General features: G+C 59.0%; 13 protein-coding genes and 1 other annotated feature. Of the genes, 3 read left to right on the forward strand and 10 right to left on the reverse strand.

Features of this window, described 5'->3' with window-relative positions; genetic code table 11:
- Window positions 1-11 precede the first annotated feature (11 nt).
- The 9 genes from KHQ23_RS15265 to KHQ23_RS15305 form a co-directional block, all read right to left on the reverse strand.
- Window positions 12-1316 (reverse strand): inosine/guanosine kinase, encoded by a 1305-nt coding sequence (locus KHQ23_RS15265; RefSeq protein ID WP_002892192.1) that lies wholly within the window; start codon window positions 1314-1316, stop codon window positions 12-14.
- A gap of 63 nt (window positions 1317-1379) precedes the next feature.
- Complete coding sequence (gene hemH / locus KHQ23_RS15270) at window positions 1380-2342, reverse strand: ferrochelatase (protein ID WP_004223083.1); 963 nt, start codon at window positions 2340-2342, stop codon at window positions 1380-1382.
- A 128-nt stretch (window positions 2343-2470) separates the two neighbouring features.
- Window positions 2471-3115, reverse strand: a complete 645-nt coding sequence (adk, locus tag KHQ23_RS15275) for an adenylate kinase (RefSeq protein WP_002892184.1) — start codon at window positions 3113-3115, stop codon at window positions 2471-2473.
- Between the two features lie 222 nt (window positions 3116-3337).
- The gene (gene htpG, locus KHQ23_RS15280) at window positions 3338-5212 is read right to left on the reverse strand and encodes a molecular chaperone HtpG (RefSeq protein WP_004177228.1); all 1875 of its coding nucleotides are present in this window, start codon (window positions 5210-5212) and stop codon (window positions 3338-3340) included.
- 111 nt (window positions 5213-5323) lie between these two features.
- Entirely contained in the window at window positions 5324-5929 is a 606-nt protein-coding gene (recR, locus tag KHQ23_RS15285; protein ID WP_002892177.1) for a recombination mediator RecR, read from the reverse strand.
- Window positions 5929-6261, reverse strand: coding sequence for a YbaB/EbfC family nucleoid-associated protein (locus KHQ23_RS15290; protein WP_002892173.1), 333 nt, complete (start codon window positions 6259-6261; stop codon window positions 5929-5931). Before KHQ23_RS15290 ends, recR begins: the two co-directional genes overlap by 1 nt.
- A gap of 57 nt (window positions 6262-6318) precedes the next feature.
- A complete protein-coding gene (gene dnaX, locus KHQ23_RS15295; protein ID WP_004147381.1) occupies window positions 6319-8226 on the reverse strand; it encodes a DNA polymerase III subunit gamma/tau in 1908 nt (635 codons plus the stop codon).
- Window positions 6922-6986 (reverse strand) — a sequence feature (DnaX frameshifting element). It overlaps the preceding gene by 65 nt.
- A 92-nt stretch (window positions 8227-8318) precedes the next feature.
- Window positions 8319-8870 (reverse strand): adenine phosphoribosyltransferase, encoded by a 552-nt coding sequence (gene apt / locus KHQ23_RS15300; RefSeq protein ID WP_002892145.1) that lies wholly within the window; start codon window positions 8868-8870, stop codon window positions 8319-8321.
- A 150-nt stretch (window positions 8871-9020) separates the two neighbouring features.
- Window positions 9021-9398 carry a DUF454 family protein gene (locus KHQ23_RS15305; RefSeq protein ID WP_002892144.1) on the reverse strand — a complete coding sequence of 126 codons (378 nt, stop codon included), beginning with the start codon at window positions 9396-9398 and terminating at the stop codon, window positions 9021-9023.
- Window positions 9399-9467: 69 nt separating this feature from the next.
- On the opposite strand from KHQ23_RS15305, the gene priC reads away from it, so the two are divergent.
- From priC to KHQ23_RS15320, 3 genes are all read left to right on the forward strand, one after another.
- On the forward strand, window positions 9468-9995 hold the full coding sequence (gene priC, locus KHQ23_RS15310; protein WP_002892142.1) for a primosomal replication protein N'': 528 nt from the start codon (window positions 9468-9470) through the stop codon (window positions 9993-9995).
- Between the two features lie 12 nt (window positions 9996-10007).
- On the forward strand, window positions 10008-10181 hold the full coding sequence (gene rsmS, locus KHQ23_RS15315) for a pleiotropic regulatory protein RsmS (protein WP_002892136.1): 174 nt from the start codon (window positions 10008-10010) through the stop codon (window positions 10179-10181).
- A 67-nt stretch (window positions 10182-10248) separates the two neighbouring features.
- Window positions 10249-11148, forward strand: a complete 900-nt coding sequence (locus KHQ23_RS15320) for an Rpn family recombination-promoting nuclease/putative transposase (RefSeq protein WP_004183208.1) — start codon at window positions 10249-10251, stop codon at window positions 11146-11148.
- Window positions 11149-11183: 35 nt separating this feature from the next.
- On the opposite strand, the gene mscK is transcribed toward KHQ23_RS15320, so the two are convergent.
- Complete coding sequence (gene mscK, locus KHQ23_RS15325; protein ID WP_020316518.1) at window positions 11184-14531, reverse strand: mechanosensitive channel MscK; 3348 nt, start codon at window positions 14529-14531, stop codon at window positions 11184-11186.
- Window positions 14532-14547 lie beyond the last annotated feature (16 nt).

Here is a 14547-nt window from a genome sequence, read left to right on the forward strand (position 1 = left end):
GAGGGACGCGCTTACCGATCCCAGTACGCCTCTTCCAGGCTGTCCTCACGCTCCGGCAGGCCGCGGGTTAAACGCGGCGAGTGCTGGTTCAGCACCTGATAGCTCACGCGGTTGGCATATTTACACACCTGCGCCAGCGAGGAGTAGGTCAGCCATTTGCATTTGTGCTTGCTGGAGTTGGGGACGTTATTGCGGTGGTAGTTATTGGCGGTGATGTCATGCAGCAGCGCCGCCAGCGCGCCGTCGCCTGCGCCGTTGGTGTTCATGATCTTCTCGGGGCCGCCCATATAGGGAGCGATATGGGAATATATGCGCAGCGGATTAACGCAATCCTGGTGACGCATCGCGCGGCTGAATTCAAACTGGTTAAACTCCGGGATCGCCCCCGGCAGCAGCGGATGCTGGGTTTTACGCTTCGCCTCTTCTTCAGTGAAGCCCGCCATATACAGGCCCGCCGGGCCGGCGGTGCACAGCACCAGGTCGACCCAGTCCAGCGCCTTATTCGCCGCTGACAGCGGATCGGCAAAGCCGGTCAGCGCTTCCCCTTCCTCTTCGTTCATTGCCAGAATAGAGACATGCTCCTGCAGGAACTCCTGCCACCACGCCGGGTTATCGGCAATCACGTATTTGGTTCCGAGGGTTAACACCACCGGCACATCGTGCTTTTTGGCATACTCAATAGCCTTCATCGTGGCGTCCGGCATCGGCTCGCCCGGCTTGCAGCGGACCAGGTAAGAGGTCAGCACCAGCGCCGAGGCGCCGGCGATCACCGCTTCCGGAATGCTTTCCGGACGCAGCTTGTTCATGTGGCCCGGGCTGATGGCGAAGGTGCGCTCGCCGCTGTCACCGATCAGGGTAAAGCAGCGGCCAATGGCGCCGTCGACGCCCTGCAGATAGTTCAGATCGGTGCGGCTGGAGGTATTGCACAGGTAACGATAGGCGTAGCCGCCGATTTCGATATTGCTGCACATCACGCCAAGCAGCACCGAGCGATCGTCCGCCAGCACCGAGTAGTTGTGCATGGTATTGCCGATGGTGCCGCCGGCAAACTGATGGGTAATGAGATTGTTGCGCACCAGCTCCTGGTACAGCGCCTCGGCGACGTCATCTTCAATCACCAGCGAATGGCCCGCGCTCAGGCCGTAGCGCACGATAAACGCCTCATCCACTTTCGCTTCGATATCCACCAGCGTCTGGTCGATACCGACCACCCAGGAGACGCTGGATTCATTCTCCGGCTGAATTTGCTGCAGCAGCGGATCGCGGGCGTTAACGGGAAAATAGTGTTTAGATTTGCGTTTACCGGGAAATTTCATAGTGGCGCTTAAATAACAGGGAACAAGCGGGAAATAGTAGCATATTCCCCGCCCTGCGCGCGATCAGCGATAAGGCGCCGTCAGATTGACCATCATCTCAATATGCGCTGCGTCCGCATTAAGCGCCGGAATATATTCATATTGCTTGCCGCCTGCTTCGAGGAATATTTCCCGGTTCTGGACAGCGATTTCTTCCAGCGTTTCGAGACAGTCGGCGGCAAACCCCGGGCACAGCACCTGAATATGCTTCGTCCCTTTCTCGCCGAGCATCTTTAGCGTTTCATCGGTGTACGGCGTCAGCCAGGGTTCCCGGCCAAAGCGCGACTGGAAAGTCATCATCACCCGCTCCGGCGGCAGCCCCAGCGCGGAAACCAGTTCCCGCGTCGTATCGCGACAGCGCTGAGGATAATCATCGCCCTGGTTGGCATAGCGCTGCGGGATCCCATGATAGGAGAGCAGCAGCAGATCCGGTTCCCCATGGACAGCGAAGGAAGCGCGCACGCTGGCCGCCAGCGCATGGATATAGTCCGGATGTTCGGCATAGTCGCGAATAAACGAGATACCCGGAATGGCGCGCTTTTTCGCCAGAATCCGCGCCAGTTCGTCCCAGACGGCGGCCACCGTCGAGCAGGAATATTGCGGATACAGCGGCAGCACCACGATGTGCTCCACCCCCTGCGCCAGTAAGTCATCCACCGCGCTGGCCAGTGACGGTGAACCATAGCTCATGCCCAGCGCCACCGGGGTATCCGGCAGCCTGGTAGCCAGCGCCTGCTGCTGGCGACGACTATACACCATCAGCGGCGATCCCTCTTCCATCCACACGGACTGATAGAGCTTCGCCACGCGCGGGGAGCGAATCGGCAGTATGACGCCGCGCAGCAGCGGCCACCATAGCAGACGAGACGTATCCACCACCCGTTTGTCGCTGAGGAATTGTCGCAGATAGCGCTTCACCGCCCCGGGGGTGGGCGCATCGGGAGTGCCTAAATTGGCCAGCAAGATACCTGTTTTCGTCTGATGCATTACCGCCTCTTAACCATTTGAATCGCAGCCAATTGTAGCTGAAATGGCGCTAAACGGAACCAATCATAGCAAAAGGTAGAAATGAGATGAGTTCTCATCCTGCCGCAGCAGGATGAGAAAAGGCTTTATCAGCCGAGGATTTTTTCCAGTTCAGCGCGCACGTCAGCTACCGCTTTGGTGCCGTCGACTTTGGCGTATTTGGTGTTGCCCGCCTGCGCTTCTTTGGTGTAGTAGCCGATCAGCGGCGCTGTCATCTGATGGTATTCTACCAGACGCTTACGCACGGTCTCTTCCTGATCGTCTTTACGGGTGGTCAGCTCTTCGCCGGTCACGTCGTCTTTGCCTTCCACCTTCGGCGGATTGAATTTGATGTGGTATACGCGACCGGATGCCGCGTGGACGCGACGGCCAACGATGCGGTCGACGATCAGTTCGTCCGGCACGTCGAATTCCAGCACGTAATCAACGGTAATGCCCGCCTCTTTCATGGCGTCAGCCTGCGGAATGGTCCGCGGGAAGCCGTCCAGCAGGAAGCCGTTACGGCAATCTTCCTGGGCGATACGCTCTTTCACCAGCGCGATGACCAGCTCATCGGTCACCAGCTTGCCTGCGTCCATAATGTCTTTCGCTTGCTTACCGAGCTCAGAGCCGGATTTTACCGCCGCGCGCAGCATATCGCCGGTGGAGATTTGCGGAATACCGTATTTCTCCATGATGAACTGAGCCTGAGTTCCTTTACCCGCGCCCGGAGCGCCAAGCAGAATAATACGCATTACGAAAATCCCCTCAAAAGTCGATTCAATTTTTCAAAAACGCTAAACCATACCACCAGAACGGCGATGGCTCAAGGAAGGCGGTGCGGCTGAAACGGTTAATGGTGAGATATTTTATGCAATCCAATGTGAAATGCCCCGCCTGAGCACATCGCTCAGACGGGGCATTTATCCCGTTCCCGGCGTCGCGTCGCTCGGCCGGGCTACTCGTTCAGGTTCGCGTCAGGAAGCCAGCAGCTGGTTCATACGGCGGATAAACTGGTTCGGATCTTCCAGCGTGCCGCGCTCGGCCAGCAGCGCCTGATCCAGCAGCAGTTCCACCCATTCGCCGAACTGCGCGTCGTCCTGGGTATCGGCCGCGCGTTTCACCAGCTGATGCGCCGGGTTCAGTTCGAAGATGTATTTCACTTCCGGCGCCGCCTGGCCCGCTGCCGCGAACAGCTTCGCCATCTGAGTGCTCATCTCGTCGGCGTCGGTGGTGACAATCGCCGGGGTGTCGGTCAGACGATGGGTCAGACGCACCTCTTTCACCCGGTCGCCAAGCAGGTTTTTCACCCGCTCAACGAACGGCTCCAGCGCTTTTTCGGCTTCTTTGGTGGACTCGTCTACTTCATCCGCCAGCTTGTCCAGCGACTCGTCGGCTTTAGCGACAGACTGGAACGCTTTGCCGTCGAACTCGGTCAGGTAGCTCATCATCCACTCGTCGATGCGATCGGAGAGCAGCAGCACTTCGATCCCTTTCTTACGCAGCAGCTCGAGGTGCGGGCTGCTCTTCGCCGCCGCATAGCTGTCGGCTGTGATGTAGTAGATCTTCTCCTGACCTTCTTTCATGCGTGAGACATACTCTTCCAGCGATACGGTCTGCGCGGAGGAGTCGGTATGGGTGGTCGCGAAACGCAGCAGTTTGGCGATCGCTTCCTGGTTGCTCGGATCTTCCGCCGGGCCCTCTTTCAGCACCAGGCCGAACTGTTTCCAGAAGGTTTGGTATTTTTCAGCGTCGTCTTTCGCCAGCTTATCCAGCATCTGCAGCGCGCGTTTGGTCAGCGCGGTGCGCAGGTTGCGGGTCACGCTGCTGTCCTGCAGGATTTCACGGGAGACGTTCAGCGGCAGATCGTTGGAATCGATCAGGCCGCGCACGAAGCGCAGGTAGTTCGGCATAAACTGCTCGGCGTCGTCCATGATGAACACACGCTGGACGTACAGCTTCAGGCCGTGTTTATGATCGCGGTTCCACATATCCCACGGTGCCTGCGACGGGATATACAGCAGGCTGGTGTACTCCTGCTTACCTTCCACGCGGTTGTGGCTCCAGGTCAGCGGGTCGCTGTAGTCGTGAGCGATATGCTTATAAAACTCTTTGTATTCGTCGTCGTTAACTTCGGATTTGCTGCGGGTCCACAGGGCCTGCGCCTTGTTGATTTTTTCCCACGAAATCACGGTTTCGCCGTCTTTCTCTTCCCGTTTTTCAATCTCAACCGGCAGCGCGATATGGTCGGAATACTTGCTGATGATAGAGCGCACGCGCCAGTCGTTGAGGAAATCATCTTCGCCTTCGCGCAGATGCAGGGTGATTTCGGTGCCGCGATCGGCTTTGGTGATATCAGCTACGGTATATTCGCCTTCGCCGGCGGATTCCCAGAACACGCCGTTTTCCGGCTTGTCGCCCGCCGCACGGGTACGCACGGTCACTTTGTCCGCCACGATGAAGGCCGAATAGAAGCCGACGCCGAACTGACCGATCAGCTGGCTATCCTTCGCCTGGTCAGAACCCATCGATTCGAGGAACGCTTTGGTGCCGGATTTGGCGATGGTGCCGAGATGGTCGATAACCTCTTCCCGGTTCATACCGATACCGTTATCGGCGATGGTCAGGGTGCGGTTGTCTTTATCAAACGAAACCCGCACGCGCAGCTCGCCGTCTCCCTCATACAAATCCGGCTGCGACAGCGCGCGGAAACGCAGCTTATCGGCCGCATCAGAGGCGTTGGAAATCAGCTCACGCAGAAAGATTTCTTTGTTGGAATAGAGGGAATGGATCATCAGGTGCAGAAGCTGTTTTACTTCTGACTGAAAACCACGAGTTTCTTGTCCTTTCATCTGATTCAACCTCAACAATGCCATTTTAAATGGGTAAAAAACCGTTGAGTGGGAGATGGGGACAGCGGGGAAATTTTTCAAGCGGAGGCGGCGAAGGCCGCCTCCATTTGTTCAGAAAGTAATCTTGTGGCGACCGGCCAGGGAGTGGGACAGCGTGGTGCCGTCGACCATCTCCAGCTCGCCGCCCACCGGCACGCCGTGGGCGATTCGGCTGGCGTCGACGCCATACTGCGCGCACAGCTCCGCGATGTAGTTGGCCGTCGCCTCGCCCTCAACGGTCGGGTTGGTGGCGAGGATCACCTCGGTGATCGACTCCGCCTCCAGCCGTTGCTCCAGGCGATCGAGCCCGATGTCATCAGGCCCGATGCCGTCGAGCGGCGACAGGTGCCCCATCAGCACGAAGTAGCGGCCGGAATACTGCCCGGTCTGCTCAATGGCATAGATGTCCGCCGGACTCTCTACCACACAGATCTGGCCGTTTTCCTGGCGACGCGGGTTGCTGCAGATATTGCACACCTCCTGCTCGGTGAAGGTGCGGCAATCGGCGCAGTGGCCGATCTCCGACATCGCACGCGTCAGCGCCTGCGCCAGGCGCATCCCGCCGCTGCGATCGCGCTGCAGCAGGGTAAACGCCATGCGCTGCGCTGACTTCGGGCCGACGCCCGGCAGACAGCGCAGCGCTTCCATAAGCTGAGTTAACAGCGGGCTGGTTTGCATCAGAACGGCATCTTGAAGCCTGGCGGCAGTTGCATACCGGCAGAAACGGAAGCCATCTTCTCTTTCTGGGTCTCTTCGATACGGCGCGCGGCGTCGTTGAACGCGGCAGCCACCAGATCTTCGAGCATCTCTTTGTCGTCTTCCAGCAGGCTTGGGTCGATCTCCACACGGCGGCAGTTGTGCGCGCCGTTAATGGTCACTTTCACCAGACCCGCGCCGGATTCGCCGGTTACTTCCAGCTGAGCGATCTCTTCCTGCATCTTCTGCATTTTCTCTTGCATCTGCTGGGCCTGCTTCATCAGGTTACCCAGGCCGCCTTTTCCACCAAACATAGGCTTCTCTCTCAGTCAGTCATCGTTAAAGGTACTGAATGCCAGTCAGACTGGCATTCAAATGGGGCGAATACTCTCTTCATCCAGATCGGCGTCGAAGAAACGACGCAGGGTCTGAATGTTATTATCCGCGATAATGGCTTCGCGCGCCTGCGCGAGCTTCTCTTCATAAATAGCCTGCCGCCACTCCAGCGGCGTACGCATCGCGGGATTATCGTCTTCCACGATGGTCAATTCAACCGGCGTACCGTACAACACCCCCAGCGCTTCAGCCAGCTTTTGCTGCGCGCTGGCGGAATTGAGGTGGCGCTGGCTGGGACGCAGATGCAGACAGACGCGGCTGCCCTCCTGCTCTTTCCACGCGTTGAGCGCCACCTGCTCGACCAGCTTCGGTACCGCCAGCTGGCTCACTTCCGCCGCCCAGCTGTCGCGCTCGACCGCTTCTTCGGCGAGCTTGGCCGCCAGCTCCGGCGTCTTCTCATGCTCCAGCGCCTTTTTCAGCGCTTTGGGCGTGGCGACTTCGACTTTGCTCTCTTCCACCACCGTCGTCGCCTTCCAGCGATAGGCCTCTTTCTTCGCCGGGGCCTGCTCCAGCGCGGCCGCGGCCGGACGAGCCTGGACGCGCTCGGTAATCGAACTCAGTCGCTCCAGCGCAGCGTTATTCACCGGCCGCGCGCGGGAAGCGGCTGCCGGTTCACTCTTTTTTGGGGTGGTTGCTCCCTGACTGCGCTGCAGGTGGCTGCGGGCCGCCAGCACCTGGCTGGTGGTCGGCGGCAAACTCTGCGGCGACTGTGGCGGCGGCGCGGCGGGGGCAACCGGCTGACGCGGCGCGGGCGCGGCGGCCTGTGCCGGCTGCACCTCCGGCTCCGGCAGCGGCTTACGCGGATGAAAAGCCAGGGCACGCAGCAGCGTCATTTCGACGCCCATCCGCCGGTCCGGGGCGTAAGGCAGCTCTTTGCGGCCAATCAGCAGCGTTTGGTAGTAGAGCTGAACGTCGCCGGGCGGTACGGTTCGCGCCAGTTCGCGCATCCGCACTTCGACCGCGGCCATGTCGGCGCCCAGCGCCGAAGGCGACAGCTGAACCATGGCGATGCGGTGCAGCAGGCTCTGCATCTCGACCAGCAGCGCCTCCCACTCGACGCCGCGTGCGGCGGCGTCATTGACGCCCGCCATGACCCGCTCGCCGTCGGCAGCAACCAGCGCTTCAATCAGCGACAGCGCCTGATCGTCATCAAGGGTGCCGAGCATGGTGCTCACCGATGCGGCCGTCAGCTGCCCTTCCCCACTGGCAATCGCCTGATCGGTCAGGCTTAAGGCATCGCGCAGGCTGCCATCGGCCGCCCGCGACAACAGCTGCAGCGCGCGGGGCTCAAAGGCAATCTGCTCTTCGCCAAGAATATGCTCCAGCTGATGGCGGATCTGTTCAACGTCCAGCGCCTTCAGGTGGAACTGCAGGCAGCGGGATAAGATCGTTACCGGCAGCTTCTGCGGATCCGTCGTCGCCAGCAGGAATTTGACGTGCGCCGGCGGCTCCTCCAGCGTTTTTAACAACGCGTTGAAGCTGTGACGCGACAGCATATGGACTTCGTCGATGAGATAGACCTTAAAGCGGCCGCGGGCCGGCGCGTACTGGACGTTGTCCAACAGATCGCGGGTATCTTCGACTTTGGTTCGCGAGGCGGCGTCAATCTCAATCAGATCGACAAAGCGCCCCTGTTCAATTTCCCGGCAGTTATCGCACACGCCGCAGGGGGTGGCGGTGATGCCGGTTTCACAGTTTAACCCTTTCGCCAGCAGACGGGCGATGGAGGTCTTCCCGACCCCGCGGGTACCGGAAAAAAGATAAGCGTGATGAATGCGCCCTAACGACAAGCCGTTCGCCAGTGCGGTCAGCACATGTTCCTGGCCGACGACGTCAGCAAAGGTTTGTGGGCGCCATTTACGGGCTAAGACCTGATAACTCATGGGCTGGCTCTGAAACGCTGGAAGGTGAAATCACGAAGGGGTCATGCTATCACAGCCCCGCCCGATCGGCGAGGCTATGTGGAGGGATTTGCTTAGTGGCCCGGGAACGGCACCAGACTGTAGCAGTGGATCCCCAGCTTCTCCAGGCGCTGTTCGCCGCCCAGATCGAAGAGATTGATAATGAAAGCGGCATCGTGCACTTCGCCGCCGAGGCGGCGGATCAGTTTGACCGTGGCGTCGATAGTGCCGCCGGTCGCCAGCAGATCGTCAACCACCAGCACTTTATCGCCCGGTTTAATGGCGTCAACGTGGATCTCCAGCTGATCGGTGCCATACTCCAGCTCATAGGTCTCGGCGATGGTTTCACGCGGCAACTTACGCGGCTTGCGTACCGGAACAAAGCCCACGCCCAGCGCCAGCGCGACCGGGGCGCCGAACAGGAAGCCACGCGCCTCAGTCCCTACCACTTTGGTAATACCCGCGTCTTTGTAGCGCTCGGTCAGCAGTTCAATGCTAAGCGCGTAGGCCTTCGGGTCTTCCAGTAAGCTGGTGACATCGCGGAAAAGAATGCCAGGTTTTGGATAATCCTCGATACTCTGGATGCTGTTCTTCAGATATTCAAGCTGCTGTGCAGTTGCGGTCATAAGTGTATGCCTGATTGAAACGGTATTACCCACGGGCGTGCAAAAGGGGCCAAAGAAACATTTGTTTAACCTTTGACCAGGCTTGCCCGCGCTCGAAAACGCCAGAATTTACTGGCTGTCGGCAACAATTGCAACAGGCATTATTGCGCATCAGTGCTTTTGTTGCTTTGCGTCAACCACCGGAATGCGCCACATAAAGATCAGCAGACAGGCCAGAATGACCAACAGCATGATGCGCACCCACGTAAGCTTAACCAGCCATAGCGAAATAGCAAAAGTCACCACGATCATCGCAATGGCGCGCGGTTTAGCGCCGCGAGGCATGGCGCGGTACTGTTGCCAGTGGCGAAGATAGCCGCCAAACCAGGAGCGATACAGCAGCCACTGGTGAAAGCGCGGCGATGAGCGGGCAAAGCACCAGGCGGCGAGCAGAATAAACGGCGTCGTCGGCAGCAACGGTAAGAAGACGCCCAGCGTACCCAGCGCTACCGCCAGCCAGCCGATAATGGTTAAAATAACAGGTGGCATAATGCGAATCGTTATCAAACAGATGAGGCTACTGTAGCACAGTTGGCTGACGGAAAATGGAGGGGGTTGGTGAAAACTGCTCAACTTTTACAAACGCTGAACGACCAGCTGAGTGAGCTGGCCGCGCTGGTGGCGCCGCTGGCGGAGCACGCGACCCTCAGCCCGCGCTTTGACCGCCAGCTCTTCCACACCCGCAGCACGCTGATGCAGGCCTATCTGGCGGAAGCCCAACACAACTTTAACCAGCTCCGCCAGGCCGTCGAGCGCCAGCAGCTGCCGCAGGTGGTCTGGATTGCCGAGCGTCTGGCGGCACAAATCGCCGCGCTGCGCCGTGAAACCGCCACCTGGTCCTTGCGCAGTTGGGACCACGCGTCGCCAACGTTGAGCCGCTGGCAGCGCCGTCGCCTGCAGCATCAGGAGTATGAGCGCCGCCTGCTGGCGATGCGCGACCAACGCCAGCGTCAGCTGGCGCAGGCGACCAGCCTTGACGAGCAGCAGCGGCTGGGGAAAGAAGTTGAAGCCTACAGCGGCCGGTTGGCGCGCTGCCGACAGGCGCTGGACAAGATTGAAAACGTACTGGCGCGGCTGACGCGCTAACAGGAGAGCCCGATGTCGCTGGAAAATGCATCCGATGAGGTCAAACTGGCCGTCGATTTAATCATGTTGCTGGAATCGCATCAGATCCCGGCGCAAACCGTGCTGAGCGCGCTGGAAATTGTCCGGCGGGATTATGCAAACAAGTTAAAAAACGCGGAAAGCGGGTCGCAAAACCCAGAGAAGTAGGATGTTGTCTCCGGCAGTGTGCTGGCAGTCTGGTCCTCTGCGCATGACGCCACTGGAGACAATATTGATGGAAAAAGTCAGTCAAACCCCACACGACGCGGTGTTTCGCCAGATGCTCATGCATCAGGCGGTCGCGAAGGATTTTTTGCAGTTGTACCTCCCCGCGCCGTTTCTGGCGATCTGCGAACTGGATTCGCTGCAGCTGGTCTCCGGTAGCTTTGTTGAAGAGGACCTGCGCGCCAGCTATTCCGATATCCTTTACTCACTGCGCACGCGTCATGGACCGGGCTATGTGTACGCGCTGATTGAGCACCAGAGTACCCCGGACAAGCTGATGGCGTTTCGCCTGCTGCGCTATGCGCTGGCCGCCATGCAGCGTCATCTGGACGCCGGCCACGACACGCTGCCGCTGGTGGTGCCGATTCTGTTTTATCACGGCAAAGTGAGCCCCTGGCCCTGGGCCCGCAACTGGCAACAGCTATTCGCCGATCCGGCGCTGGCGAAGGCGCTCTATAGCAATGATTTTCCGCTGGTGGACCTCACCGTAATGCCAGATAATCAGATCGCCCGTCATCGGCGGATGGCCATGCTGGAGCTGCTGCAAAAGCATATCCGCCATCGCGATCTGGCCGAGCTGCAGGTGCCGCTGATTGCGCTGATGACGCAAGGCTATCTGACAGAAGCGCAGCTGAATACGCTGCTGCGCTATATGTTGCAGGCGGGAACTACGGAACATCCGGGGGCGCTGATCCGCACGCTGGCGGCGCAGTCGCCCAGGCATAAGGAGCTGATGATGACCATTGCCGAATGGCTGGAAGAGAAAGGCCGTAAACAGGGACAGCAAGAGGGTGAGCAGGAAGCTACCCGCAGCATCGCCGCCAGAATGCTGGCGCGCGGCCTCGAACGTCAAACCGTGCAGGAGCTCACCGGGCTGAGCGATGAAGAACTCGCCGCGCTGGCGCCCTGATACAGCAGGGGCGGCTTTGCGCCGCCCCTCTTCGATCAGGACGCGGTGGTGGGCGTCAGATCGTCGCCTTTCCCGTCCCGTTTCACTTCGGTGACTTCATCGCCTTTTTCATTGCGCAGATGAACTTCCAGCTGGTTAAAGGCAATGTTGATGTCATTCTCCCGGCACAGGCGGTCGATGGCGCGGTTGAGCTCATCCACCGTGTAGCTGCGATCGCGCAGTTCTCGAACATACAGACGCAGTTCATGATCCAGGGTACTGGCCCCGAAGGTGGTGAAGAAAACCGCTGGCGCCGGCTCCTGCATCACTTTCGGATGATCGTGCGCGGCCTTCAGCAGCACCTCTTTCACCTTATCCAGGTCTGAGCCATAGGCGACGCCGAGGCGGATCACCACCCGGGTCACGGTGTCCGAGAGCGACCAGTTGATCAAGCGCTCGGTAACGAACGCCTTGTTCGGGATAATCACCTCTTTGCGATCGAAGTCGGTGATGGTGGTGGCGCGAATACGGATTTTGCTTACCGTCCCCGAGAAGGTTCCGATAGTGACCGTATCCCCAATGCGCACCGGACGTTCGAACAGAATGATAAGGCCGGAGACAAAGTTACCGAAGATCTCCTGCAGACCAAAACCTAAACCAACCGACAGCGCGGCCGCCAGCCATTGCAGTTTATCCCAGGAGACGCCCAGCGCCCCGAATACCGTCATCGCCCCGATAGCGATAATCGCATAGTTGAGAATGGTGGTGATGGCGTAGGAGGTCCCCTGACGCATGTTGAGCCGCGACAGCACCAGCACCTCCAGCAAACCCGGCAGGTTGCGGATCAGCGCCCAGGCGACCATTGACGCCACAATGGCGAACAACAAACTGCCCATCGTCACGCTGCGCACCACGCTGGCCCCCGCCTCGGTGCCGTTGTAGTGCCAGAGGGTAATGCTGTCGAGGTAGGCGAAAACGGTGATCAAATCAGACCAAATCGCCCAGAACATCACCGCGAACAGCGCGACCATCACCAACATGGTGATGCGCAGCGTCTGCTGGTTGACCTGCTCGAGAGCGATAGTTGGCTCTTCCTGCGGCTCGGCGCCTTCCGCCCCTTCCTTCACCAGATGTTGACGGCGCGCCAGCGCGCGGCGCCAGGCGATACGCCGCGCCGCCACGCTCAGGCCGCGCAGCACGGTCTGGTACAGCAGGTTCCAGATCATCACCAGATACACGGTCTCGATCCAGCGTCCCGCCAGACGCAGCGTCGTGTAGAAGTAGCCGGTTGCCGTCAGCACCATCAGGGCCACCGGAACGATAGACAACACCGTGATCGTCAGCAGGCGCAGGCTGTGCGACTCTTTATCGCGCCAACTTTCCCGGCACATCGGCCAAACCAGCACCGCGATCAGCAGTAAGTTGAAGAAAATCACCAACTGCCCCAGCACGTCGTCCATCAGGTTCAGCGGCGACAGTTCGGAAATCACCGACCAGAAATTCAGCGGCAGCAGCGCCAGGCTGACGCGAACAATCTGCCGCCGCCAGTGGCTGGTCAACTGCGCCGGCATATTAAAGTGGTTGACCGCGACGCCGTTCTTTTCCAGCACTTTCCAGCACAGGCCAAACACCAGCCAGAACATAGCCAGCTTTTTACTGTACGCCCACAGCAGTCCGCTAATATTTAACTGCATGGTGAGTAAGATCAGACCGATAGCCAGAATCAACAGCACCACCGGTAAGGCGCGGATCAGATCGATCAGGATCGCCTTCGGCGTATGCAGTTGGGTATCGTTGCGCAGCTGTCCCACCTGGGAAGCAAGCTTTGCCTGATAATCCTTGAGCCACTGCAGACGCCAGCGGATGAGGCCGGCAATCAACAGCAGCGGTAAACCGGCCAGGAAAGCGACAAACACCGCAGGCCACGCTTTTTCCCAGTTCACGGTGATTTTCATCGCCTTAAACTGACCTTTCAGCGCCTCCGGGAAGGCCTTAATCCACTCCCAGTCCATCGGTTTATTGCTGTTCACCCAGAAAATTTGCTGGGTCAGAATTTCCTTCAGACTGCTCGAGACGCTCATCAGCTGCTGCTGGTTGATCTGCAGGTTGATGGCCATCATCAGCTGGTTACCCAACTGTTTGTTGAACTGATCAAGCAGTTCGCGACGCATGTCGATCACTTCCAGTAGCGCGGCGTGGACTTCATCGTTCACTTCGCTGCTGTGTCCCTCCTCCAGTTTGGCGACAAAGGCATCGCTCTGGAACAGCGCGTCGCGCTGCTGGTTCACCTCAAACTGTTCAAGCCGCAGGTCGGCGATGCGGTTGGTCATATCCTGCAGCTCATCCGCCGACGGTAATGTCTGTTGCTGTTGGTAAAGAATACGCGACAGCAGCAGGCTCCCCCGCAGAACTGAAATTTGCTCTTTAATATCCCGTTCAGACTGCAGCGCGCGGTCGAGCCAGTTTTTGACCTGGATATTGCGCTGCACCAGCTGGTTACCGTTCTCTGTTGCCTGGATCAGCTTCTCGCTGAGCTGATGGTTAATATCCAGCTCCTGCTTGACCAGCGGGTTGGCCTGAATACGCGCCGTTTCGTCGGGGGTAACCGCCTCCTGGGCGGTTTTCTCGGTCAGGGTCAGCCGTTTGCTGTTCACGGCCTCCTGCAGCAGCTGTAGCTGATGCTCCAGCCGGTTGCTCCAGGCGGTGACGTAGTCACGCTGCTTCTGCAGGGTATCCTGCAGGATAGTGTTGCCTTCGAGGCTCTTGCGCTGTTGCTCGATCTGCGCGTTGAGCAATGCCTGTTGAGCCTGCAACAGCACCTGCTGGGTCGGGCGTAGGGTCTCGTCGCCCACCGAGGTGCCATTCAGACGATTGCGGATCTGCTGCAGCTGCTGGGAGGCGTTGAACATCGCATTTTGCACGCGTTCCGGCTGCGTTTGCAGGGAAACCAGCTGGCTGTTATAGGTCGCCAGATCGTTTTGCGCATTCTGCAGATCGTCCAGCGTCTGGGTGACGCGCGACTCCAGCTGACGCAGGGAGAGCGTACTTAGCGTTTTGCGCGTCGCGTCGTCGTTCGGGACATCGCTCAGGTTATTGAGGCTCTCCACCGCCTGGCGCAGCTTCGCCGGCGCCTGCTCGACCTGCTGTCGCAGCTGTGCCGTCTCGCTTTTGATACGCTCGATTTTATCCAGCGTTTCCAGCGTCTGAGTCAGATCCTGCTGGACCAGTTTGTCCTGCGGAGTCAGTTCTTTTTGCTTGTTTAACGTATTGAGCTGGCTCTGCACCTCTGCCCGATCGGGGAGATCCGCGGCGCGGCCCTGGACTGGGCTGAAAAGGCCAATAAAACAGAGCAGCGTGATAATAAAGATGAACGTGGCGCGTTGCCTGGAGATCGTGTGCAGCATAGTTAATATGAATGAA

Source organism: Klebsiella sp. 64 (assembly GCF_018223915.1).
Taxonomy (GTDB): Bacteria; Pseudomonadota; Gammaproteobacteria; order Enterobacterales; family Enterobacteriaceae; genus Klebsiella; species Klebsiella pneumoniae.

Excerpts from the sequence above, each read along its gene's own strand:
- KHQ23_RS15265 (WP_002892192.1), bottom strand. The coding sequence starts at position 1,316 with ATGAAATTTCCCGGTAAACGCAAATCTAAACACTATTTTCCCGTTAAC.
- hemH (WP_004223083.1), bottom strand. The coding sequence starts at position 2,342 with ATGCATCAGACGAAAACAGGTATCTTGCTGGCCAATTTAGGCACTCCC.
- adk (WP_002892184.1), bottom strand. The coding sequence starts at position 3,115 with ATGCGTATTATTCTGCTTGGCGCTCCGGGCGCGGGTAAAGGAACTCAG.
- htpG (WP_004177228.1), bottom strand. The coding sequence starts at position 5,212 with ATGAAAGGACAAGAAACTCGTGGTTTTCAGTCAGAAGTAAAACAGCTT.
- recR (WP_002892177.1), bottom strand. The coding sequence starts at position 5,929 with ATGCAAACCAGCCCGCTGTTAACTCAGCTTATGGAAGCGCTGCGCTGT.
- KHQ23_RS15290 (WP_002892173.1), bottom strand. The coding sequence starts at position 6,261 with ATGTTTGGTGGAAAAGGCGGCCTGGGTAACCTGATGAAGCAGGCCCAG.
- dnaX (WP_004147381.1), bottom strand. The coding sequence starts at position 8,226 with ATGAGTTATCAGGTCTTAGCCCGTAAATGGCGCCCACAAACCTTTGCT.
- apt (WP_002892145.1), bottom strand. The coding sequence starts at position 8,870 with ATGACCGCAACTGCACAGCAGCTTGAATATCTGAAGAACAGCATCCAG.
- KHQ23_RS15305 (WP_002892144.1), bottom strand. The coding sequence starts at position 9,398 with ATGCCACCTGTTATTTTAACCATTATCGGCTGGCTGGCGGTAGCGCTG.
- rsmS (WP_002892136.1), top strand. The coding sequence starts at position 10,008 with ATGTCGCTGGAAAATGCATCCGATGAGGTCAAACTGGCCGTCGATTTA.
- KHQ23_RS15320 (WP_004183208.1), top strand. The coding sequence starts at position 10,249 with ATGGAAAAAGTCAGTCAAACCCCACACGACGCGGTGTTTCGCCAGATG.
- mscK (WP_020316518.1), bottom strand. The coding sequence starts at position 14,531 with ATGCTGCACACGATCTCCAGGCAACGCGCCACGTTCATCTTTATTATC.